The organism is Stutzerimonas sp. 21-1 (assembly GCF_056336065.1).
The window spans coordinates 2200933-2224275 of record NZ_CM150500.1; the positions used below are offsets into that span (position 1 = coordinate 2200933).

The following is a 23343-nucleotide window of genomic DNA, read 5'->3' on the forward strand; positions in this document are numbered from 1 at the left end:
GAAAAAAGGACGGCATTGTACGGAGATCGGCCGCAACGATGAATGCCGGCCGACACCCTGCTCATGACGCCCTGACGCACACGATCAATCGTCGGACTTGTCTCGCAGCTCACGTCGATGGTGGACCATATCGGTCTCGTTCCCTCCATGACCGGGTTCGCCGGCATTCCGCTCGAGCGGGATCGTCAGGCGTTTCGGTGCCTGATCCGCGGGCTTGCCCGCTTCCGACCTTCCTTTCACGGCGGTATCGGTTTCTCGCGCGCCGTCGTAAGCAGTTCCACGCTCCGGCAACTCACCGTCCGATTGCGCGGTTGTAGCGCTTGCCCACCACACAAACCCGAGCGCGAGCAGAAGATGAACACGCATGGCTGTCTCCTCCTTTATTCCCCTGCAGTTTAGGCCGTACGTCACTCACAGGCGTTCCGGCCGTTCTGGAACCGCTTCGGGCACACAAGGTCCACTGCATAGCCACAGGACGAGACCCGCAGCACAGGATGCGCTACATGATGACGCCCGCCTTCACTCTTACGTTGATGCTCTTCGGCTGGTTCCTGGTCGCGCTGGCGCTGCTCTGGGGAATGATGCGGATCGCCCGGCGCCACCCCCGACCACGCGTGCTCCACCGCGATCACCCGACGAAGATTTTCAGCCTGCCACTGCCGTTCAGAAAAATTTTCTAATAAGGGCGTGACAATCGCGACAGAACCTGTAGAATTCGCGCCGCGGGATGGAGCAGTCTGGTAGCTCGTCGGGCTCATAACCCGAAGGTCGTCGGTTCAAATCCGGCTCCCGCAACCAATTCAAAAGGCCACTCATCGAGTGGCCTTTTTTGTTTTCCCTGTAGCCCACTGCAAAGCTAACCCGCTGATTAAAAAGCTAATTTCTTAAGAAATCGGCTTGACAGCCGAGGCTCAGCGCGTAGAATTCACGGCGCGGGATGGAGCAGTCTGGTAGCTCGTCGGGCTCATAACCCGAAGGTCGTCGGTTCAAATCCGGCTCCCGCAACCAATTCAAAAGGCCACTCATCGAGTGGCCTTTTTCGTTTCTACCCTCGTTCTGTCGAAGCGCACCAGGCACAAGCTGCCACCCCTCCTCGCCCCGCACTCCGGCTTCTGTGGCGGCTTATCGCTCGTAATGAAAGCAACTCTCATTTCTCAATTACTTATTCCGGCTAGCATTTAAAAAAGAGCGCTTATTTCTATGGGCATTCTCTTAGTAACGCGCTCAACTATTATCAGCAATTGAAATACAGGCAAGAGAATCGCAATCCACCCAAGGATTGATTCTCACGGAAACCGTCAAAATAAATTTCCTTTACCATTCAGCAGGTTATGTGACCTGCTTCGTCAGGCCTCGCCAAGCAACAAAAAAACGTCTCCGCGAGCTTGACTTCGATCACACTTTGACGGATATCTATTGCCGAACGGAGTAGTGCGCTGCGAGCAGTTAAGATCATCGGGAGCGATCAAGTTCAGCAGCTGAGTTATACCGCCAGCGAAGCCCCGAAGAATTTTCATTTCAAGAACCGAAGAGAGCGGTCAGTGCGGTAGCTTTGCCCGAAGAAAAGTTACTGGGCAGATAATTGCTTTGCTTTGTAGAAGTTGAGGCAAGACGGTACAGGTGCTGAACGGCGAAACGGCTGAAAGGCCCATGGGCGGTAGCATTGCCGGTTTTCCACCGGCCTAATAGCCGCAATTCATATAGAAGTAAGCCAGGCTAACGCGCGAAACACATACTCGTTTCGCCACTAATATGAATTGACCGCGTTCAGAGCGAAGAACGCGCCGCCAGAAACAAATTCATGTAAAGACAATCTTCATATTTCCCTCTTTTCTGCGGGAGAAACTTGTGCGCGCCCAAACTAGCAACTTAGACAATAGTTCCACCGCTCTTATTGCCAAGGCAATAAATAACGAAGGTTACGCCTGCATTCCCGATTTCCTCAGCAGATCGCAGCTTGAAGAACTTCGAGAGCAGCTTTCCATCGACGCCGAGCGACATGAAGGCAACTACTTCGCGTATCACGGCGACAATGCGCTGGCCGGAAGTCCGCTCGTTGCGCTGAAGGCATCGCCTGATTTCCAGAAGATGCTCGCCGATGTTTATCGACAGGCGGCCGGTAACAGCGCGCCGAGTTCCGAAATATTCCCCGTATTGCGCTGCGTTCAGGGCGGCAGCGGCCGGCGCGAGTCCAACTGTTTTCACTTCGATGCCAGTCTGGTGACCGCCCTGCTCCCTATCGAAATCCCCCAGCAGGGCAAGCCGAACGAGCGCGGCGATCTGTTGCTATTCGCCAATCGGCGCCGCGTTCGCCCCAGTGTGCTGCTAAACGTGCTGGAGAAGGCGCTGGTGCAGAACACCTTCACACGCAAGCTGATCAGCCTCGGCATACGGCTGCATTTGCTTCGGCCGCAGCGTCTGCGTCTGGTGCCCGGCAACCTCTATCTGTTCTGGGGCTATCGCTCACTGCACGCCAATGAGCCCTGCAACCCGGCCTATCGCCGTGCCACGGCGATCTTCCACTACGGCGATCCGCATGCCGGCAGCCTGCTGACCAGCCTGATCCTGGCGGTCAACCAGCACCGTGCACGTCGCGCCAGCCAGATAAGCGACCAGCACGCCGTCTGACTGCCCTCCCCTTGCCGGCCAGAAACCGGAGAAGGGCCGCATGGCCCGATAAGGAAATCGACATGATCAACGTGACCAAGTCTTACCTGGGCAACAAAGACAAGTTCATAGCCTACGTCGACCGCATCTACGACACGGGCTGGCTGACCAACCAGGGCCCTTTGGTGATGGCGCTGGAACAGCGGCTGCAGGAATACCTGGGTGTGAGGAACATCATCCTCACCAACAACGGCACCATCGCCCTGCAGATCGCCTACCGGGCCCTGGGGCTCACCGGCAGCGCGATCACCACGCCGTTCAGCTTCGTGGCCACGACCAGCTCCCTGCAATGGGAAGGCATCCGGCCGATCTTTGCCGACATCGACGAAGCCACCTGGAACATCGATCCCGAGCGGATCGAAGCGTGCATCGCCCCCGATACCAGCGCCATCGTCGCCACCCACGTGTTCGGCAATCCTTGCGCGGTCGAACACATCCAGCGCATCGCGAACCGGCACAACCTCAAGGTCGTGTACGACGGTGCCCATGCGTTCGGCGTGCGTCACGGCGGCCAGTCGGTGTTCAACTGGGGCGACATCAGCACCCTGAGTTTTCATGCCACCAAGCTGTTTCACACCATCGAGGGTGGCGCGATCGTCACCAACGATGACGCGCTGGCCGCGCGGATTCGCCTGCTGTGCAACTTCGGCATCGTCGATACCGACATCATTCAGGGCATCGGCATCAACGCCAAGCTCAACGAATTCTCCGCGGCGATGGGGCTGTGCATCCTCGACGACATCGAGGACATCCTCGACCAACGTGCCGAGATTGGCCAACGCTACGAGCGCGAACTGGGTGGCTATTTCGACCTGCAGGCGCCGCAACCGGGCAGCCAGCGCAACTACAGCTATTTTCCCGTTGCGCTGGCGAACGAACTGCAGCTGCTGCGCAGCCGTGAGCAGCTGAACGACAACGGCATCAATCCGCGGCGCTATTTCTACCCCTCGCTGGACACGCTGGAGTACCTGCAGCCGCAGGCTCCGCAGCCGCGCTCGCGCGCGCTCAGTCGTCGCGTGCTGTGCCTGCCGATCTACCCGGGCTTACCGCCCAAGGTGCAGAGCCGCGTCATCCAAACCCTGATTCATGAATCGATTCACAGCGAACAGGCCAGCCGCGCGCTGTTCAACCCGCTGGTCCGGGCCTTTGACCTGGCGCAGCCGCAGCTCACCGTCGCCACCTGCAAACGTATTTCCTGATTCGAATGGACGCACCTAACACCATGCCTGATCCGAAACGGCTTTCGGTACTGCGCAACACCGGCCTGAACTACCTTGGCCAGGCTTACGCCTTGCTGGTGGGTATCGTCATCCTGCCGTTCTACCTCAGCCATCTGGGCGCCGAGGCGTATGGACTGATCGGCTTCTTCGCGGTGCTGCAGGCCTGGCTGCAACTGCTCGATGCCGGATTGTCGCCCTCGCTGGTCCGGCAGATCGCCCATTACCGCGGGCAGGCGGAGGATTTTGCCGAGCTGACCGAGCCGGGCCGCCTGCTGCGCTCGTTCGAGATCATCTTCGTCCCCATCGCTCTGCTGACGTGGGCCAGCATCCACGCCGCCAGCGGCTGGATTGCCGAACACTGGCTGCAAGCCCACGAACTCAGCGGCGCCACACTCGCCCAGTGCATCAGCCTGATGGGCGTGCTGGTCGGCCTGCGGCTATACGCGACGCTGTACAAGAGCGGCCTGCAAGGGCTGGAGCTGCATGGCTGGCTGAACGGCGCGAACATGCTGATCGCCACCCTGCGCTACTTCGGCGGGCTGTTTCTGGTCGCCTTCGTGACGCAGGATCCGCGCGACTTCTTCGTCTTCCAGGTTGCGGTCGCGCTGATCGAAACCCTGCTGATGGCCTCGCGCGCCTATGCGCTGATGCCCAACCCGCATCTGTTCACCGGTTTCGACTGGTCGGTGGTCAGGCCGGTACTGCCCTTCGCCGCGGGGATGACGCTCACCTCGGTGCTGTGGATCGTCCTCACGCAGCTGGACAAGGTGCTGCTCTCCAAGGTGCTGCTGCTCAAGGAATACGGCTATTACTCGCTGGTCGCGCTGATCGCTACCGGGCTGCTCACCCTGACCAACCCGCTGGTGCAGACACTGCTGCCGCGCATGACCATGCTCACCGCCGAAGGGCGGATCGCCGACATGCGCGCGCTGTACCTCAACGCCAGCCGCTTCGTCTGCAGTGTGCTGTTCCCGATGGCGGCGGTGATTGCCTTCCACTCGCGGGAACTGATTTTCGCCTGGACCGGCGATGCGCAGGCCGCGGCATGGAGCGAGCCGATCCTCGCCTGGTACGTGCTGGGCAGCGCGATCCTGGCGGTAGGCGCCTTCCAGTTCTACCTGCAGTACGCCTTCGGCGAGCTGCGCCTGCACATCTGGTTCAGCGTCGTATCCACGGCGATCAGCATTCCGCTGGTGGTCTGGGCCGTGCTGCAGCACGGCGCGCTCGGTGCGGCACTGGCGTGGTTCGGCCTGCGGTTGATCACCTTCGTCATCTGGCCGCCGCTGGTACACCGGCGCTTCGTTCCGGGCCTGCACGGCATCTGGCTGAAAGACCTGATCCGTATCACCGCCGTGACCTTCCTCGGCCTGCTGCTCGGCGAACCGCTGTTCGATGCGATCGCCAGCGACGAGCGCATCGACATCCTGCTGGGGCTGGCCAGCAGCGGCCTGATCTGCTTGGTCCTGGTCGCCGCCAGCTCCGGGTCGCTGGTTCTCAAACTCTACGTGTTGATCACCAAACCGAGCCTGTGACATGGAATTGAAGAGCGAAGACGACATCAGGTCGCGCTGGCAAGGCCGCACCGAGCCGACGCTGAGCATCATCTGCCTGACCTACAACCACGCCGCGTTTATCAGGAAGACGCTGGATAGCTTTCTCCAGCAAGAAACGGACTTCCCTTTTGAAGTGATCGTGCATGACGACGCCTCCACCGATGCGACCGCCGCGATCATCGCCGAGTACGCCGCGCGCTACCCGGGCATCGTCAAACCGATCTACCAGCAGCAGAACCAGTTCAGCCTCGGCGTACCGTTCAGCACACGGCTGTTCGCCCGTGCGGCGGGTCGCTACATCGCCTACTGCGAGGGCGACGACTACTGGACCGATCCGCGCAAGCTGCAGATCCAGGTGGATTTCCTCGAACGCCACCGCGACTACGTGCTGACCTACCACGACGCTTTCATGTTCAACACCCAGGGCGTCATCCGCAGCCCGCAGTTCACCGGCAAGTTGCGCCAGGACGCCAGCGCGCGCGAGCTGATGCAGGGCCGGCCGTTCTCCACGCTGACCGTGTGCTTTCGCAACCTGCTGCAGGAGCTGCCGCCCGAGCTGCTCGGTGTGGAAGTGCTGGACATCTGTTGGTGGTCGCTGCTCGGTGCTCACGGCAAAGGCAAGTTCATCGCCGAGATCAAACCGGCGGCCTACCGCGTTCACGAAGGCGGCATCTTCTCCATGCGCCCCAGCCGGCAGCGCATCCAGATGACCCTGCACGCCCATTACTGCCTGGCGCGCTACTACCAGCGCATCGGCAAACGCGAGCTGTACGAGTACTTCCTCGGCCAGGTCGCCAGCGAGTGCCTGGCGCTCCTCTCGCCGCTCAGCAAGCTGCAGGCGCTTTGCGGTGTTGCCCAGAACCTCGGACTCAACCTGTTGCGGCGCCTGGCCCCGCGACCGGCCAAAGGCTGAGTTCCAGAACCCTGTTTCACTGCACCATCAGGATGGATCCCAAATGACTGCACTGACCCGCTCCTCGCTGGAATACGACACGGACAGCCGTATCGATCTGGCCGGCATTCTGCGTACCGCCTACGACCACAAGGGACTGATCGCCAGCATCACCGGGCTGTTCGCCGCCCTGGGCATCGCCTACGCCGTAGTCGCCACGCCGATCTACGAAGCCACCGCGATGATCCAGATCGAGCCGAAGAAGACCGGTATCACCGGCGTGCCGGAAGTCGTACCCCGGCCGGATTCGGTATCCCAGGCCGTCACCGAGATTTCCCTGCTCAAGTCGCGCGCCGTGCTGGGCAAGACGGTGGAAAACCTCAAGCTCTACATCACCGCCAAACCCAAGCGGCTGCCGCTGCTGGGCGGCTACCTCGCGCGGCAACACGACCCGGCCGTCGACGGGCCGCTGGCCGCGCCGTTGTTCGGCCTCGCCAGCCATGCCTGGGGCGGCGAGAAGATCGAGGTATTCCAGCTCGACGTACCGCCGGCCTACCTGGGCGAGAAGCTCACCCTCATCGCCGAGAACGACGGTGGCTATCGCCTGCTGGACGAAGAACAAACCCTACTGCTGCGCGGTGAAGTGGGCCAGGCCGTGGCCGGCCGTGGCTTCAAGGTCCAGATCAGCGAACTGCTGGCGCGTCCCGGCACCGAGTTCGAGCTGGTGCGCAGCCGCGCGCAAACCACCGCACTGGATTACCAGGACCGGCTCAAGGTCGGCGAAGCCGGCAAGGACTCCGGGATCATCTATCTGTCGCTGGAAGACGCCGACGCACAGAAGGCCACCGCCGTGCTCGACGAAATCGGCCGCCTCTATGTACGCCAGAACGTCGAACGCAGCTCGGCCGAGGCCGCGCAGCGCCTGGAGTTTCTGCGTTCGCAGCTGCCGCTGGTGCGCAAGGAGCTGGAAAAGGCCGAGGCCGCGCTCAATGCCTACCAGACCAGCGCCAAGTCGGTGGACATCAGCATCGAGACCGAATCGGTGCTCGAGCAGATCGTCGAGCTGGAAAAACTGCTCTCCGAGCACAACCTCAAACGCGTCGAGTACAACCGGCTGTACACCCGCGAACACCCGATCTACCAGACGCTGATGAAACAGATCGGCCAGTTGCAGACGCAGAAGGAGCAGCTGCTGAAGAAGGTCGATGCGTTGCCGGAAACCCAGCAGGAGCTGCTGCGGTTGAAGCGTGACATGGAAGTCACCACCGAAACCTACACGCTGCTGATGAACCAGGCCCAGGAGCAGGACGTCCTGCGCGCCGGCACCATCGGCAACGTGCGCATCATCGACGATGCCTACACCACCACCGAGAAACCGGCCAAGCCAATCCGTCCGCTGATCGTCGGCATCGCCATCTTTCTCGGACTGCTGGCCTCGGCGCTGGTCATCCTGCTGCGCCAGGCCTTCTATCGCGGCGTGGAAAGCCCCGACGTGATCGAGAAGCTCGGCATTCCGGTGTATGCCGCCACGCCGTTCTCCAGCCGTCAGGAGCAACTGCAAAAAGCACACAAGGCGAACGACGGTCTGGCCCGGCTGCTCAGCCTCACCGACCCGGCCGATCTGGCAGTCGAGTCCATGCGTAGCCTGCGTACCAGCCTCAAGTTCGCCACCCTCGAGGCGCGCAACCGGGTGCTGATGATCACCAGCCCGACGCCGGGCGTCGGCAAGTCGTTCGTCTCCAGCAACCTGGCGGCGGTCATCGCCCAGAGCGGCCAGCGCGTGCTGCTGATCGACGCCGACATGCGCCGCGGCTACCTGCATCGCGTGCTTGGCCTCACACCGCGCCACGGCCTGTCCGACGCACTCGCCGGCGGACTGCCGCTGAACGAGGTGACCCGCCGCACCGCACAGAAGAATCTGGACTTCATCGCCAGCGGCTGCAACGCGCCGAATCCATCCGAACTGCTGATGCACGACAACTTCGCCCGGCTGCTCAAGGAAGCCGAGCAGCACTACGACTTCGTCATCGTCGACACCCCGCCGGTGCTGGCCGTGACCGATGCCGTGCTGGTCGCCCAGCAGGCCGGCACCAGCCTGCTGGTGGCGCGTTTCGGCGTCAGCAGCGGCGCACAGATCGAGGCTGCCAAGCGCCGCCTGATGCACAACGGCGTGCTGCTCAAGGGCGCGATCCTCAACGGCATACGCCGCCGCGCCTCCAACTCGGCGTACGACACCGGCGCCTACGGTTACTACAGCTATCCCCAGAAAGCCTGACAACGCACAAGGAGAAGCGCCGTGCTCCGCACCATCGCCATGATGCAACCGTACCTGTTTCCGTACCTGGGCTACTTTCAACTGATCAACGTCAGTGACGTGTTCGTACTGGGCGACGACCTGCAGTACGAAAAGGGCTCATGGATGAATCGCAACCGGATTCTGGGTGACGGCCAGCCGAAGCTGATCACCTTTCCCCTGAAGAAGGGACACCAGTACGACCGCATCAACGAGCGCTGGCTGAGTGACGACTTCGACCAGCAGGCCCAGACCCTGCTGCGCAAGATCGAGCATGCCTACGCCAAGGCACCGCAGCGCGAACAGGTGGTGCCGCTGCTGCGCGAGATTCTCGAATACCCGGAGCGCAACCTGGCGCTGTTCACCGAGCACTCGCTGCGCCGCCTGTGCCAGTACATGGGCATCACCACGCCGATTTTCCGCGGCTCGGACCTGTGCCTGCCGCCGGTGATGGACAAGCAGGACCGCGTCATCCAGATCGCCCGGCGCATGGACGGCGAGCTGTACCTCAATCCCATCGGCGGCATCGACCTGTACTGCCCTGCCCGATTCCGCGCCGAAGGCCTGCTGTTGCGCTTCCTGCGTATGGACGACGACCTGAGCTACCCGCAGCTGAACCACCCGTTCGTGCCGGCGCTGTCGATCATCGACGTGCTGATGTTCAACGACCGCAAAACGCTCAAGGACATGCTCGGCCGCTTCGGCGTGATCGAAGGGCGCGAGACAAGGCCGACGCTGCACCTGGCTTGATCCTCATTCCGGCCAGGCTGGCCGATCCACTCCGGGAAGGACCTCACATGACGCCACTCCACACACCGCGCTGGTACCTCATCCAGACCAAGCCACGCCAGGAATCGCGGGCCGAAGAGCACCTGCAGCGCCAGCATTACGAGTGCTACCGCCCGCTGCGCAACACCACCGGCGGCAGGCAGCAGGCGCGCCACGCCGAGCCGCTGTTCCCCGGCTACCTGTTCATCCGCCTCGATCCCGGCAAGGACAACTGGTACCCGATCCGCTCCACCCGCGGCGTCAGCCGGGTCGTCAGCTTCGGTGGCCAGCCGATTCCGGTGCAGGACGAGCTGATCGAGCAGTTGCGCCAGCGCCTGGCCGTACCGGTGATGGCCGCGGCGCCGTTCAGCCCGGGCGAGCGGGTCCAGGTCAGTGGCGGCGGCCTCCACGAGCTGGAGGCGATCTTCGTCGCCAGCGACGGCGAGCAGCGCTCGATCATCCTGCTCAACCTGCTGCATCGGCAGCAGAAGATCACGGTGCCGAACCACTACCTGCAGTGCTTTGCATGAACGGCCGGATTGCCCGGCATCAGCGAGTCTCGAACCGATGAAGATCCTTTTTCTCAACGCCTTCTATCCGCCGCACATCGGCGGCGGCGCCGAAGTGGTGCTGCGCCAGCTGGCCGAAGGTCTGCAACGGCGCGGCTGCGACGTGGCCGTGCTGGCGACCGGACCGGATGCCGGCCTGCAGCAGCAGTTGCAGCAGAACGTGCGGGTCTACCGCGCGGGCCTGCACAACCTCTACTGGCACTACACCCAGCAGCGCCCCGGCCGTCTCGCGCGCATGGGCTGGCACCTGCTCGATCGCTACAACCAGCGCATGCGCCGCTACGTACGCGCCGTGCTTGCGCTGGAGCGGCCGGACATCGTGGTCAGCAACAACCTCACCGGCTGGTCGATCTCCGCCTGGGACGAGATCAGCGCCGCCGGCGTGCCGATCGTCCAGGTGCTGCATGACCTCTATCTGCTGTGCCCCAAGGACACCATGTTCAACCACGGCAAGGTCTGTACGCAGCAATGCGGCCAATGCCGGTTCATGCGCATCCGCCACGCCGGCGCCTCGGCACAGGTGGCGGCGGTGATCGGTGTCAGCCGCTTCGTGCTAGAGCGGGTCGCCAGCCACGGTTACTTTCCTAACGCCAGTCGCCATGTGGTGCACAACCGCAGCGAAGCCAATGCCGAGCAGCACGCGCCGGCGGCGCGCCCGGCGAACCAGCCGCTGCGTTTCGGCTACATCGGCACGCTGTCGGAGAACAAGGGCGTCGCCTGGCTGATCGAGCAATTCCAGGCGCTGGCCATCGACGCGCGCCTGGAGATCGCCGGGCGCGGCAAGCTGGATTACGAAGCGCGGCTCAAGGCCCAGGCCGACCCGAGCAAGGTCACCTTCCACGGCTATCGCAAGGCCGACGACTTCATGCGCGAGATCGATGTGCTGGTGGTGCCATCGCTGTGGGACGAACCCTTCGGGCTGGTCGCCGTGGAGGCCTGCGCCAACCACGTCCCGGTGATCGCCACCCAGCGTGGCGGCCTGCCGGAAATCATCCAGGACAACCTCAACGGCCTGCTCTGCTCGCCGCACGAACCGCATTCGCTGGCCATCGCCATGCTCTGGCTGTACCTCGACGCCGAGCTGCGCGAGCGGCTGGGCCGGCAGGCGCGCGCCAGCGTCGAACCGCTGCTGGATAGGGAACGCATGCTGGACGAGTACCAGTCCATCCTGCGCAAAACGCTTCAGGGAACGAGCATTCGCCATGAACCAGAGCCTGCTGATCACTGCACGACGCCCCGCATCGCATCCGCTCGAGATCGATAAACCGACGCTGCTGACGCTGATCGCCGCCGCACTGCTGCTGACCGAGACCTTCTCCGGTGCGCTGCGCTACTACAGCGCGCTGGCCGGAGTGTCCTGGCTGCTCTACCTGCCGAAGATGGCGTGCCTGGCCGCGCTCGGCCTGGAGCTGCTCGGCTACCGCGGCCAGCCGCTGTTCTGGCTGGTGCTGCTGGCGCTGGTGACCTCGGCCTGGCTGGCGCTGCTCAACGGCGCGGAGCTGGCCAACATCGGCTTCGCGCTGTTCATCTACATCCCGCTGCTGTTCGGCGTGATCTGCGGCCGGTATCTGGAAGGCAAGCTGGCGTTGCTGATCCGGGTGATCGGCTTCTGCCTGCTCGCCTCGTTCGTCGGCATCGCGCTGGACATGCTCATCAGCGTGCCGTGGAAGGGCTACAGCTACATGCTCGGCGACGTGGAACTGAGCGGCAATCGCTCCTGGGCGATGGACGATATCGACCGCATCGGCGGCTTTGCACGCATGTCCACCAGCCTGTCGGTGATGATCGCCGTGTACAGCCTGTTTCTCGCCGCATTCATCCGCTCGCGGCTGCTGCGCGTGCTGCTCTACAGCGTGTCGCTGGCCGGCATCGTGCTGACCACCAACAAGTCGAGCGTGGCGGCGTATGTGGTCACCCTGCTCATGCTGACCTTCGCCGCGTACCGCTTCGCCAGCGCCACCGCGTTTTTCCTCGCGGTGCTGGGCGGCGCGGCCCTGCCGATCGCCAGCCTGCTGTTGCGCATCGACCCCATCGCCGCGGTCAGCAGCAGCCTGCTGGCCTCGTTCGCCGATCGCCTGGTCAACAGCTGGCCGAACTTCATCGACAACGTGACGACCCAGGCCTCGATCTGGTGGGGTGCGGGCTTCGGCGCGGTTGGCAGCGGCAGCACGGCGTTTCCCATTCCGGGCCTGGAGCTGCTGGCCATCGCCGACAACACCGCGCTGTACCTGTGGGGAATGCTCGGCCTGAGCGGCGTGGCGCTGTACCTGCTGGCCCTGCCGCTGCTGCTGCGCCTGCACGAACGCGGCCCGCGCGTGCGCAGCGGCCTGCTCGGCGCGGTGTTCTGCATCTGCCTGGTGGCCTGGGCCACCGACGTGCTGGAGGTGCCCGTCGCCAGCCTGTTCCTCGGCCTGGCGATCGCCCACGTGCTCACCCCGCTCGACCGACCGGCAGCCAGCCTGATGACGTCACGCATCACCGATCCCCGCCGCCTGGCGTAACCATGACGAGACCGATGATGAATCGCTTCGCCCTATGGCCGCTGGTGCTGTTCGGCAGCCTGCTCGGCTTCACCCTGACCACGGCGGCGCAGACCGCCGACCCGCTGTTCACCGTTGGCGTCTGCTCGCATGAGCTGCACAAGGGTGTAGCCGGCAAGCAGCCCGGCGCGCTCGCCAGCGCCGCCGGTATCACCTCGGTGCGCACCGATGCGCACTGGGCCTATGTGGAACGCGAACGCAACCGCCTGCTGATCGAGCCATCCTGGCAGCGCTACCTTGCCGACAACCGCCGGCACGGCCTGGATACGTTGTTCATCCTCGGCTACGGCAACCACTTTCACGGCGAGGGCGAAAAACCCCGCAGCGAGCCGGTGCGCGCGGCGTTCAACCGCTACGTCAGCCACCTGGCCGGCGCGCTGAAGGGCCAGGTCGCGCACTACGAAGTGTGGAACGAGTGGGACGTGGAAGACCCGCACAGCCCCGCCTTCAGCGAGGACTATGCGCGCCTGATCGCCGATGCCGCCGGCATCATCCGCGAGCAGGACCCGGCCGCCAGGGTGCTGGCCGGCGCGGTGACGACTCAGGGCATCGAGTCCGGTTTCGCCCGGCGGCTGATCGAGCATGGCGTGCTGCAAGCGGTCGACGGCCTGTCGCTGCATCCGTACGTGCATTGCCGCGGCTGGCGGCGCGACACGCCCGAAGCCTGGATCGACTGGCTCGCCGAGGTCGACCAGCAGCTGAGCGTGGCCGCCGGCCGGCCGGTACCGCTGTACCTGACCGAGATGGCCTGGCCCGCGCATGACGGCGCCTGCGGCGTCAGCGAAAAACTGCAGGCGGCCTACCTGGCGCGCAGCTACTTCCTCGCCCGCACGCTGGCGAACGTCAAGGGCATGTGGTGGTACGACTTCCGGAACGACGGCACCGACCGCCGCGAGCGCGAGCACAACTTCGGCCTGCTGCGCCACGACTACTCGGCCAAACCGGCGTACGCGGTGCTGCAGGCGATCAGCGAGATCGTCGGCGAATACGAACTGCTCGGCCATGAGCGCCGCGCCCGTGGCGAGGTGGTGCTGCTGCGCTTCGCCCGCGACGACGACGAGCTGCTGGTCGCCTGGACCGGCGGCCGCCCACGCACGCTGGCCATCGAAAGCGCGCGTGGCCGGGCCGGCAACGTACAGATGCTCGATACCGCCACGCCGCAGCGCGGACGCTTCGCCAGCGACGTGCGCTGGAACTGCGCCGCTGCCGGCCAGGCCTGCACGGCGCGCATCGAGCTGAACGAGTTCCCCAAGATCATCAGTACCCGCGCGTCGCCGACGCGCTGAAACACTGCGTCTTGCCGGCGCCGGATCGCTGGCGCAGGCCTCTGAAGGAGTAGTCCCATGATCGTGATCAACGCTCGTTTCCTGAGCCAGGAGATTCGCGGGGTGCAGCGCTTTGCCGAGCAGCTGTGCCTCGAACTGGGCAAGCTGCGCAGCGATCTGCTGTTCGTGGCACCGCATGACGTGCATCTGCGCGACAGCGCCACCCAGCTCAACGTGCGCCGCATCGGCCGCAACCGCGGCCATCTGTGGGAGCAGCTGGATCTGCCCCTGTGGCTGGCGCGCAACGGCCGGCCGCCGCTGGTCTCGCTATGCAACACGGCCCCGCTGGCCTACGCCAACCAGATCGCCACCCATCACGACATCACCTACGTGCGCCACCCGGAAAGCTATTCGCCGCTGTTCCGCCGTTTCTACCAGACCATGACACCGCTGCTGCTGCGCCGTATCCGCGCACTGATCACCGTCAGCGAGTTCTCCCGCCGGGAAATCGCCCAGCACTACGGCTACCCCGCACACAACATCTGCGTGGTGCCGAATGCGGTGGCGCCGCGCTTCCGGCCGTTCAGCGCGAGCGATTGCCAGGGCGCAGCGAAGCCGTACCTGCTGGCCGTTTCCTCGCCGAACGCGCACAAGAATTTCGAGCGGATGGTCGCCGCCTTTCTCAGCCTGGAAGGCTTCGACGATACCGAGCTGCGCATCGTCGGCGGCTCGCATTCGGCGTTTTCCGCCGGCAACTGCCTGGTCAACGGCAACCAGCGCATCCGCATGCTCGGGCGCCTCAGTGACGAAGAGCTGGTGGAGGAATACCAGGGCGCGCGGGCGTTCGTGTTTCCCTCACTGTACGAAGGGTTCGGCATTCCGCCGCTGGAGGCGCAGGCCTGCGGCTGCCCGGTGATCGCCGCGCGCGCCGCGTCGATTCCCGAGGTGCTCGGCGAAAGCGCGCTGTACTTCGACCCGCTGGACGTCCGCTCGATGGCCCTGGCCATGAGCCGCGTGCTGCAGGACGCCAGCCTGCGCAACGACCTGCGCGTACTCGGCCGCGCCAACGTGGCACGCTACTCGTGGGAGGCCTCGGCCCGAACGGTGTCGCGCCTGATCGACCGCACCCTGGCCGGCAAGCACAACCACCCGGCAATCGCCCGCTGGAACCCCGGCCAGCGCTAACAAAGCCACATCACCCCATTCGTGCGCCGGCGCCCCGCGCTGCCGCACCGCCACTATCGAGGTGACCCCATGAAAATCGCCATCGTTCACGACTGGCTGGTGACCTATGCCGGGGCTGAACGGGTACTCGCCGCGCTGTGCGAGACCTGGCCGGAAGCCGACCTGTTCGCCGTCATCGACTTCCTGTCCGATGAAGACCGCGCGCGGCTGGGCGGCAAGCGCGCCACCACCACGTTCATCCAGCAACTGCCCAAGGCGCGCAGCGCCTACCAGAAGTACCTGCCGCTGATGCCGCTGGCCATCGAACAGCTCGACATGTCCGCATACGACCTGGTGATTTCCAGCAGCCACGCGGTCGCCAAGGGTGTGCTGACCGGCCCCAATCAGCTGCACATCAGCTACGTGCACTCGCCCATCCGCTACGCCTGGGACCTGCAGCACCAGTACCTGCACGAAGCCAGCCTGGATCGCGGCATGAAGGCCAAGCTGGCGCGCATGCTGCTGCACTACATGCGCATGTGGGACCAGCGCACCGCCAGCGGCGTCGACGAGTTCATCGCCAACTCGCACTTCATCGCCAAGCGCATCAACAAGAGCTACCGGCGCCAGTCGACGGTCATCTACCCGCCGGTGGACACCAGCCGCTTCACCCTGCACGAGGCCAAGGAAGACTTCTACCTCACCGCCTCGCGCATGGTGCCGTACAAGAAGATTCCGCTGATCGTCGAAGCCTTCGCGGCGATGCCGGACAAACGCCTGGTGGTGATCGGTACCGGCCCGGAAATGGAGCGCGTGCGCGAAGTCGCCGGCGCCAACGTCACCCTGATGGGCTACCAGAGCGACGAGGTGCTGCGCCAGTACATGCAGCGTGCCCGCGCGTTCGTCTTCGCCGCCGAGGAGGACTTCGGCATCGCACCGATCGAAGCCCAGGCCTGCGGCACGCCGGTCATCGCCTTCGCCCGCGGCGGCGTGCTGGAAACCATCCGCGGCCTGGAGCATGAAAAGCCCACCGGGGTGTTCTATCCCGAGCAGAGCATCGACTCGATCGTCGCCGCCGTGCGGACCTTCGAGACGCATCGCCAGCGCATCAGCGCGAGCAACTGCCGCAGCAACGCAGAGCGCTTCGGTGGCGAGCGCTTCAAGCAGGAAATCAAGGCTTTCGTCGAGGCGCGAATACGGGAAGTGTCGCTGCTCGACGGACAACTGGCGCTGCAAGGACGTGCGGCCATCCAGCCGCTGCTTTCGGCCAAGCACGCCTGACCAGAACGCAACCCACCTCACGGAGATTCAAGGATGAACACCGCAAAGCAGTGGATGAAAGCTGGCCGCACCCTCGGTCTGGTCTTGCTGATCGTACAGACCGTGCATGCCGAGCCACGCCAGGTAACCAGCCCGGCCGCAACGCGCTGCATCGGCGTGGCCGTTTACGAGAGCGCCATCAAGACGCAGCCGCGCGCCGCCTGCTCGCGGCGGCAAGCGCTGCGCGCCATCGCCATACCGGCGCCACCGACTATCCGCGTGATCGCCGAACCGGCCGTCCAGCCCTACCTGCCCAGTACCCCGGATACCCGCCGTTACTCGTTCTGATCGACAGGCGCATCAATCGATGCGCAGGAGAACCATCATGCATCGCCCAGGTAATACCCGACGTCCAATGATCCTCGCCGACGGCTATTCCTACATCGAAATCGTCCCGGTATCGCAACCCGCCGGGACCGGGACGGGGCCGGAGTACGTGGTCATTTTCCACGCACTGTTCCACCCCAACGATGACGATCAGCCCGCAGCGGCCCCCCACGGCAGCCTGCTGTCCACCGCCGACGAAGCCTGAAACCGCCCCGCCACGAGACGCCCATGAAACGCACCACCACGATTGTGACCGTGACCTACGGCGACCGCCTGGGCTACCTGCAACAGCTGATCGAACGCGCGCTGGCCTTCGCGGCCATCGAGCGTGTGCTGGTGGTGAGCAACGCCGCCACTGCCGCGCTCGACACGCTGCGCGAACGCTGGCCGGAACAGGTCGAGCTAATCGAGCTGCCGCACAACAGCGGCTCGGCCAACGGCTACGCGGTCGGCATCGAAGCCGCGCTGCAGCGCGGCGCCGAATACATCTGGATGATGGATGACGACAACGCACCGAGCGCCGCCGCCGTGGACATCCTCCATCGCGAGCTGACCGAACTGGGCAACGAGCACGGTCTGGCGCGTGTCGCGGTACTGGGTTTTCGCCCCACCCAGCAGGCCGATATCGCCCAGGGCGTGCCGGCCTGCTTCGCCATCCAGCCGCGTTCGAGCTACTTCGGCTTTCACATCGCCCAGTTGCCCTACAAGCTCTGGCGACGCCTGCCCTGGGGCATGCCGCGGGGCACACCGCCACGGCGCATCAGCCTGCCGTTCGCGCCGTACGGCGGCATGCTCGCGCATCGCAGCCTGTACCAGCGCATCGGCGTGCCGCTGCGCGAACTGGTGCTGTACGCCGACGACACCGAATACACCCGCCGCATCACCGAAGACGGCGGCAAGCTGTACCTGCTCACCGATGCGCTGATCGACGAGCTGGAGCTGTCGTGGAACATCAAGGCGCACACCCGCAACATCTACGAGGCCTTCCTGCTCGGCGACTCGGATTTTCGCGCCTACTACAGCGCGCGCAACCAGGCCTGGTTCGACACCCACGTCTGGGTCGGCTCGCGCTGGCTACTGCGCCTGAACCGCACGGTCTTCCTCGCCCTGCTGCGACTCGTCGCCCATCGGTGCAACGCCCCACAACGCCTGCGCCTGCTGGAACGTGCCATCCGCGACGGCGAAAGCCGCGCGCTGGGCATGAGCGAGGCGTTCCCGCTGCGCTGACCCCTCATCCAGGAGATTGACGGCAATGAATGCCACCGATTCGCGCGACAACAACTTCGACTTCCTGCGCTTCTTCGCCGCCTCGGCGGTGGTGTTCGGCCACAGCTTCTGGCTGTCCGGCCGAGGCACCAGCGAGCCGGTACGCCTGTTCACCGGCCGTTACGACAGCGCCGACATTGCCGTTCACCTGTTCTTCGTGATGAGCGGATATCTGATCGCCGCGTCCTGGCTCAACAGCCGCAACGTGATCGATTTCGTCGGCAAGCGAGCGCTGCGCATCTTTCCGGCGCTGGCCGTTTCGGTGCTGCTCGGCGTGCTGGTGATCGGGCCGCTGGCCACGCAGCTGCCGCCGGCCGACTACTGGAGCGGGCCGCAGACGCTTGGCTACCTGGGCAACATCGCGCTGCTGACGCAGTTCCAGCTACCCGGCGTGTTCGTCGACAACCCCTTCCCCAACACGGTCAACGGCTCGCTCTGGACCCTGCCCTACGAGGTGCTGATGTATGCCTCGGTGGTGCTGCTGGGCATGCTCGGGCTGTTCAACCGACGCATGGCGCTGCTCGGGCTGGCGTTGCTGTTCGCCACGCAGTTCTACCTGATTGCGGCGTTCGATCTGCAGAGCGACCTGCTGCGCAAGTTCAGCCGGCTGGGGGTGTTCTTCTATTTCGGTGCGGTGCTGTACCTGTACCGCCATCGCATCCGCTGGAGCTGGAAGATCGCCGTGCCGCTGCTGGCGGCCAGCCTGCTCAGCGCCGGCCACGGCATCTGGCCGCTGGTACATTCGCTGACCCTGCCCTATCTGGTGATCTACCTGGCGCACCTGCGCATCCCACGACTCGCCGGCTTCGGCAAGGCCGGCGATTTTTCCTACGGCCTGTACATCTTCAGTTTCCCGCTCCAGCAACTGCTGATGCACTGGAGCGCCGGCAGCCTGCCGTTATTGCCATTCATGGTGCTGGGTTTCAGCGCCAGCCTGCTGGCCGCCGTGCTCTCGTGGCATCTGGTCGAGGCACCGGCGCTGGCGCTCAAGCGCTACCTGCCGCGCGGTCCGCGTCGCGCGACGCGCAGCAGTCCCTCGCTGGCCGGCGCCGCTACGGTACGGCGAACACCTTGACCTCGGCCGCCGCGGCGACCGCCTCCGCCTGGATCGGCTCCTGGCCGAGCTGGCGCACCTTGCGCAGCTGACGCACGCGCTCAAGGTTGTCCCAGGCGGTGGCGTAGTGCGACGGCGACTGCTCCATCGCGCTGCGGAAGAACTGCTCGGCCTCATCCAGCCGGCCCTCCACCAGACAGACGTAACCCACGTCGTTGCTGGCCTGGGCGCGCGAACCGATCTGTTCGAACGCCGACAGCGCTGCCTCGTAGCGCTGCGTGCGCGCCAGCAACAGGCCGTAGTTGCGCCACAGCGGCGCGTAGCTGCCGTTGCGGTCGAGCGCGCGGCGGTAGACCTGCTCGGCCTCCGCCCAGTGTCCGGCCATGTAGTACGAGTAGCCGAGACTGTTCTGCACCAGCGCCGAACGCGGCTCGATCTGCAGCGCCAGCCGGTAGTAGCGCTCGGCCAGCGGAAACTCGTTGGTCAGGTCGGCCAGCACGCCGAGCGCGTTGTACAGGCGCAGCGGCGACTGCCGGTCCACCTTCAGCGCATCCACCGCGGGCATGGCGTTCTGCGGCGCGTTCGCCAGGCGTTGCTGATCGCGCAGCAGTGCGCGCGACAGCAGCTCGCGCGCCGCGTCCTGATCGCGCTTGGCCAGTTGCAGCATGCCCATCTCCGCCAGCGCGTCGAGATCGTTCGGCGCCTTGCTCAGCACCTCCTCGAAGGCCAGTTCGGCAAGCTGGATGTTGCCGCGCTCGCGGTGAATCCGCCCCACCCAGACCAGCGCCGAATACCGCGTGGGCTCCAGTTCCAGCACGCGCAGATACTGGAACAGCGCCTGATCCAGATCCCCCGCCTGATAGGCCATGTCGGCGAGCTGCAGCGCCTGCTCCAGCGAACCGGCCTGTTGCCGTGCGCGGTACAGCACCGAATGGTTGCCGGCGTAGATGGAACGTCCCTCGCCCGGCTCCGGCCCCATCGACTGGCACCCGGCGAGCACGGCCGACAGGGCCAGCAGCAGACTGATTCTTTTCATCTCACAATCTCCCGAACGCTTTGAGTACGCCGATCATGGCGGGGCCGATGGCGACCAGGAAAAAGCTCGGCCACAGGCAGAAAATCAGCGGGAACACCAGCTTGGTACCGATCTTGGCGGCCTGCTCCTCGGCCGCCTGGGTGCGCCGGTCGCGAAACTCCTCGGCGTAGATGCGCAGCGTGTCGGCCACGCTGGTGCCGAAACGGATGCTCTGCGCCAGCAGGCTGACCAGCCCGCGTACATCCTCCAGGCCGGTGCGCTCGGCCAGATGCGCCAGTGCCGCCGCGCTGGAAATGCCGGCGCGAATCTCGGCATTGACCATCGCCAGCTCCTCGGCCAGCTCGGCCTGGCTCACCGCCATTTCCTCGGCGACCCGCTCGATGGCCTGCGGCAGGGCCAGCCCCGACTCCACGCAGACCACCATCAGGTCCAGCGCATCGGGAAACGCACCGCGCAGCCGTGCCTGCCGGCGGTCGCGGCGCTTCTCGACGATCACTGCCGGGGCCAGCCAACCGAGGCCGACCGCCAGCCCCGCCACCAGCAGGCCGGTGGTCAGGCTGGGCGTGGTCAGCATCGGCAGCACCAGCAAGGTCGCCACCAGCAACAGTAGCGGCAGCAGCAGGCGGATCGCCCAATACATCTGCACCGCCGCGGCCGAGCGGTAGCCGGCATGCTGCAGCAGTGCGGCGGTCGCCGAGCGCTGGCCGTCTTCGGCGCTGACGAAGCGCTGACCGACCTGCTCCAGCAGCACATGCAGATTGCCGCGTGGCGCCTGCGCGGCATGTTCGGCGCCACGCAGGCCACCGCGCTTGATCACCGCCAGACGCCGGCGCACCGGGTCCTGCAGGCCCATCACCAGCACCGACAGGGTGCCCACCGCCAGCATCGCGCTCAGTGCCACGGCCAGCAGGAAGATCAGCCGCACCTGCTGCTCATCGCCCACCACGCTCTGCACCAGTCCGTAGAGATAGTCCATCACCGCGCCCTCACTCAAACCTGGATACGGATGATCCGGCGTATCCAGAAGATGCCCAGCAGCATCGCGCCGAAGGCCGCCATGCTGAGTTTCTGCCCGATGGGTTCGTTGACCAGCAGTGGCAGATACTCCGGCGTGGTCAGCATGATCACCGCGGCCAGCACGAACGGCACCGACACCAGCACCCAGGCCGACATCCGCCCTTCGGCCGACAGCGTGCGGACCTTGCGCTGGAAGCGGAAACGCTCGCGAATCAACCGGCTGAGGCGCTCCAGCACCTCGGTCAGGTTGCCGCCGGTTTCACGGTGGATGAGGATGCTGGTCACCAGCATCATCACCGTCATGCTCGGCATCCGCTCCAGCAGGCCGAGCATGGCGCGGCGCACGTCGTTGCCGTAGTTGATGTCGGCGAAGGTCAGGCCGAACTCGTGAGCCACCGCGCCCTGGTGCTCCTCGGCCACCAGGCGCAGCGTTTCGTTGAACGGATGACCGGCGCGCAGCGCCCGGCACATGGCGTCCAGCGCATCGGCCAGGCCCTCCTCGAACTCGGCGAAGCGCCGGGCGCGGTCGCGACCGATCTTCAGCAGCGGCAGCCAGAACGCCGCAAACCCCAGCAGCGCCGCCAGCCACCACAGCCGCAGCAGCAACCAGCCGGCCAGCGCCACCGCGACGCCCAGCACCAGCCCCAGCAGCACCACGCGATAGGCGCGGTAGTGGTGCCCGCTCTGCTCGATCGCCTGCGCCAGCCGCTCCATCAGCGGCATTTGCTCCAGCGCGGCATCCAGCGGCGACAGGCGCTTGAGGTACTTCTGGCGCAGCAGCACCTGCATGTTCGGCAGGTCGCTGGCCTGTTCCAGCAGCTGCAGGCGCTCGCGGATGCGCTTGCGCACGCGCCCCGCCTCGCCGAATACCGGCACCGTCAGGCCCTGGCTGAGCAGGAACACCGCGACGAAGATCATGCCGAAGAACGCCAGGAAGAATTCCGCGGGGAGCTGGCTCATGGCTGCAGGGCCTCCATCCAGTCCGGGCGGAACAGCTCCAGCGGCAGCTCGATGCCGCGCTTGGCCAGCACGTCGCGGAACGCCGGAACCATGCCGGTCGGCCGGTAATCGCCGAGCACCTCGCCGTGCTCGCCAATACCGCGGCGCTCGAAGGTGAAGATCTCGGTCATGGTGATGATCTCGCCCTCCATGCCGTTGATCTCCTGCACGCTGACCAGCCGCCGCTTGCCGTCTTCCTGCCGTTCCAGCTGGATGACCACGTCGATGGCCGACGCGATCTGCTGGCGCAGCGCCTTGATCGGGAAGGTCGCACCACTCATCGACACCATGTTCTCGATGCGGCTCAGGGCGTCACGCGGGGTGTTGGCGTGGATGGTGGTGATCGAGCCGTCGTGGCCGGTGTTCATCGCCGCCAGCATGTCCAGCGCCTCGGCGCCACGCACCTCACCGATGACGATGCGGTCCGGGCGCATGCGCAGGCTGTTGCGCACCAGCTCGCGCTGGTTCACCTCGCCACGCCCCTCGATGTTCGGCGGTCGGGTTTCCAGGCGCACCACGTGCGGCTGCTGCAGCTGCAGTTCGGCCGAGTCTTCGATGGTGACGATGCGCTCGTTGTGCGGGATGAAACTCGACAGCACGTTGAGCATGGTGGTCTTGCCGGTGCCGGTACCGCCGGACACCAGCACGTTCATCCGCCCGCGCACGATGGCCTTGAGCACCAGGGCGATGGCCGGCGTCAGCGTGCCCATCTGCACCAGGCTCTCGGCATTCAGCAGGTCCACGGCGAAGCGGCGGATCGACATGCTCGGCCCGTCGATGGCCAGCGGCGGGATGATCGCGTTGACCCGCGAGCCGTCCTTCAGCCGCGCGTCCACCAGCGGCGAGGATTCGTCAATGCGCCGGCCGAGACTGGAAACGATGCGATCGATGATGTTCAGCAGGTGCTGGTCGTCGCGAAAACGCACGTCGGTGCGCTGCAGCTTGCCGTGGCGCTCGACGTAGACCGAGGCATGGCCGTTGACCAGGATGTCCGACACCGTGGCGTCGGCCAGCAGCGGTTCCAGCGGGCCGAGGCCGAGCACCTCGTCGGTGATCTGCTTGATGATCTGCTGGCGCCCGGCGGCGCTCACCGGCGCGGCATGCTCGTCGAGCAGGCGCTGGCAGATTTCGCGGATCTGCCAGGTCGCATCCGCCGGCTCCAGGGAATCGAGCAGCGACAGGTCCATCACCTTGAGCAGCTGCTGGTAGATTTTCTCGCGCCACTCGGCATCGATCGGGTTGAGCTGGCTGCGGGTCTCGTACAGCGACTCGACCGTCGCACTCTCCCAGGCCATGACGTTTTCCGCCGCTGCGGCCGCGGCTTGCGGCGTCGGTGCGCTGGGCGGGGTTCGCTTGCCTGCCTGCAGGCGGTTGCGCAGTTCGCTGAGCATGA

22 protein-coding genes and 2 tRNA genes are annotated in these 23343 nt (G+C 65.1%); 19 read left to right on the forward strand and 5 right to left on the reverse strand.

Annotated features, from left to right (window positions below):
- Positions 1–84: 84 nt before the first annotated feature.
- Positions 85–366, reverse strand: coding sequence for a hypothetical protein (locus AC0ZJQ_RS10650; RefSeq protein WP_008568873.1), 282 nt, complete (start codon positions 364–366; stop codon positions 85–87).
- A 137-nt stretch (positions 367–503) separates the two neighbouring features.
- On the opposite strand from AC0ZJQ_RS10650, the gene AC0ZJQ_RS10655 reads away from it, so the two are divergent.
- The 19 genes from AC0ZJQ_RS10655 (at position 504) to AC0ZJQ_RS10745 (ending at position 18919) form a co-directional block, all read left to right on the forward strand.
- Complete coding sequence (locus tag AC0ZJQ_RS10655) at positions 504–680, forward strand: hypothetical protein (RefSeq protein ID WP_178091721.1); 177 nt, start codon at positions 504–506, stop codon at positions 678–680.
- 41 nt (positions 681–721) lie between these two features.
- Positions 722–798: transfer RNA gene (locus AC0ZJQ_RS10660), tRNA-Met, on the forward strand.
- Between the two features lie 133 nt (positions 799–931).
- A tRNA-Met gene (locus tag AC0ZJQ_RS10665) sits at positions 932–1008 on the forward strand.
- Positions 1009–1848: 840 nt separating this feature from the next.
- Positions 1849–2628: a hypothetical protein gene (locus tag AC0ZJQ_RS10670; RefSeq protein WP_213663212.1), complete on the forward strand. Its 780-nt coding sequence runs from the start codon at positions 1849–1851 to the stop codon at positions 2626–2628.
- Between the two features lie 62 nt (positions 2629–2690).
- Positions 2691–3866 (forward strand): DegT/DnrJ/EryC1/StrS family aminotransferase, encoded by a 1176-nt coding sequence (locus AC0ZJQ_RS10675; RefSeq protein ID WP_102828583.1) that lies wholly within the window; start codon positions 2691–2693, stop codon positions 3864–3866.
- A 23-nt stretch (positions 3867–3889) separates the two neighbouring features.
- A complete protein-coding gene (locus AC0ZJQ_RS10680; RefSeq protein WP_165594508.1) occupies positions 3890–5419 on the forward strand; it encodes a lipopolysaccharide biosynthesis protein in 1530 nt (509 codons plus the stop codon).
- A 1-nt stretch (position 5420) separates the two neighbouring features.
- A complete protein-coding gene (locus AC0ZJQ_RS10685; RefSeq protein ID WP_476476622.1) occupies positions 5421–6353 on the forward strand; it encodes a glycosyltransferase family 2 protein in 933 nt (310 codons plus the stop codon).
- A 43-nt stretch (positions 6354–6396) separates the two neighbouring features.
- Positions 6397–8607, forward strand: coding sequence for a polysaccharide biosynthesis tyrosine autokinase (locus AC0ZJQ_RS10690; RefSeq protein ID WP_476476623.1), 2211 nt, complete (start codon positions 6397–6399; stop codon positions 8605–8607).
- Between the two features lie 21 nt (positions 8608–8628).
- Complete coding sequence (locus AC0ZJQ_RS10695) at positions 8629–9375, forward strand: WbqC family protein (RefSeq protein ID WP_008569892.1); 747 nt, start codon at positions 8629–8631, stop codon at positions 9373–9375.
- Positions 9376–9422: 47 nt separating this feature from the next.
- On the forward strand, positions 9423–9923 hold the full coding sequence (rfaH, locus tag AC0ZJQ_RS10700; RefSeq protein ID WP_213663208.1) for a transcription/translation regulatory transformer protein RfaH: 501 nt from the start codon (positions 9423–9425) through the stop codon (positions 9921–9923).
- 37 nt (positions 9924–9960) lie between these two features.
- On the forward strand, positions 9961–11226 hold the full coding sequence (locus AC0ZJQ_RS10705) for a glycosyltransferase family 4 protein (RefSeq protein ID WP_008569890.1): 1266 nt from the start codon (positions 9961–9963) through the stop codon (positions 11224–11226).
- Positions 11165–12463, forward strand: a complete 1299-nt coding sequence (locus tag AC0ZJQ_RS10710) for a hypothetical protein (RefSeq protein WP_008569888.1) — start codon at positions 11165–11167, stop codon at positions 12461–12463. Before AC0ZJQ_RS10705 ends, AC0ZJQ_RS10710 begins: the two co-directional genes overlap by 62 nt.
- Before the next feature lie 17 nt (positions 12464–12480).
- Entirely contained in the window at positions 12481–13788 is a 1308-nt protein-coding gene (locus AC0ZJQ_RS10715; protein ID WP_476476624.1) for a hypothetical protein, read from the forward strand.
- Positions 13789–13845: 57 nt separating this feature from the next.
- The gene (locus AC0ZJQ_RS10720; protein WP_476476625.1) at positions 13846–14952 is read left to right on the forward strand and encodes a glycosyltransferase family 4 protein; all 1107 of its coding nucleotides are present in this window, start codon (positions 13846–13848) and stop codon (positions 14950–14952) included.
- Positions 14953–15021: 69 nt separating this feature from the next.
- Entirely contained in the window at positions 15022–16212 is a 1191-nt protein-coding gene (locus tag AC0ZJQ_RS10725) for a glycosyltransferase family 4 protein (protein WP_314018742.1), read from the forward strand.
- Positions 16213–16245: 33 nt separating this feature from the next.
- Complete coding sequence (locus AC0ZJQ_RS10730) at positions 16246–16539, forward strand: hypothetical protein (RefSeq protein ID WP_476476626.1); 294 nt, start codon at positions 16246–16248, stop codon at positions 16537–16539.
- Positions 16540–16576: 37 nt separating this feature from the next.
- Complete coding sequence (locus AC0ZJQ_RS10735) at positions 16577–16783, forward strand: hypothetical protein (protein WP_476476627.1); 207 nt, start codon at positions 16577–16579, stop codon at positions 16781–16783.
- Between the two features lie 23 nt (positions 16784–16806).
- On the forward strand, positions 16807–17805 hold the full coding sequence (locus AC0ZJQ_RS10740; protein WP_476476628.1) for a glycosyltransferase: 999 nt from the start codon (positions 16807–16809) through the stop codon (positions 17803–17805).
- Positions 17806–17830: 25 nt separating this feature from the next.
- Positions 17831–18919 (forward strand): acyltransferase family protein, encoded by a 1089-nt coding sequence (locus tag AC0ZJQ_RS10745; protein ID WP_476476629.1) that lies wholly within the window; start codon positions 17831–17833, stop codon positions 18917–18919.
- On the opposite strand, the gene AC0ZJQ_RS10750 is transcribed toward AC0ZJQ_RS10745, so the two are convergent.
- From AC0ZJQ_RS10750 to AC0ZJQ_RS10765, 4 genes are read right to left on the reverse strand one after another with little or no spacing between them, the layout of a single operon-like run.
- Positions 18897–19934 (reverse strand): tetratricopeptide repeat protein, encoded by a 1038-nt coding sequence (locus AC0ZJQ_RS10750; protein ID WP_476476630.1) that lies wholly within the window; start codon positions 19932–19934, stop codon positions 18897–18899. The genes AC0ZJQ_RS10745 and AC0ZJQ_RS10750 overlap by 23 nt on opposite strands.
- Position 19935: 1 nt before the next feature.
- Positions 19936–20910, reverse strand: a complete 975-nt coding sequence (locus AC0ZJQ_RS10755) for a type II secretion system F family protein (protein WP_476476631.1) — start codon at positions 20908–20910, stop codon at positions 19936–19938.
- A 14-nt stretch (positions 20911–20924) separates the two neighbouring features.
- A complete protein-coding gene (locus AC0ZJQ_RS10760; protein ID WP_476476632.1) occupies positions 20925–21911 on the reverse strand; it encodes a type II secretion system F family protein in 987 nt (328 codons plus the stop codon).
- On the reverse strand, positions 21908–23341 hold the full coding sequence (locus AC0ZJQ_RS10765; RefSeq protein WP_102828595.1) for a TadA family conjugal transfer-associated ATPase: 1434 nt from the start codon (positions 23339–23341) through the stop codon (positions 21908–21910). Before AC0ZJQ_RS10765 ends, AC0ZJQ_RS10760 begins: the two co-directional genes overlap by 4 nt.
- Positions 23342–23343 lie beyond the last annotated feature (2 nt).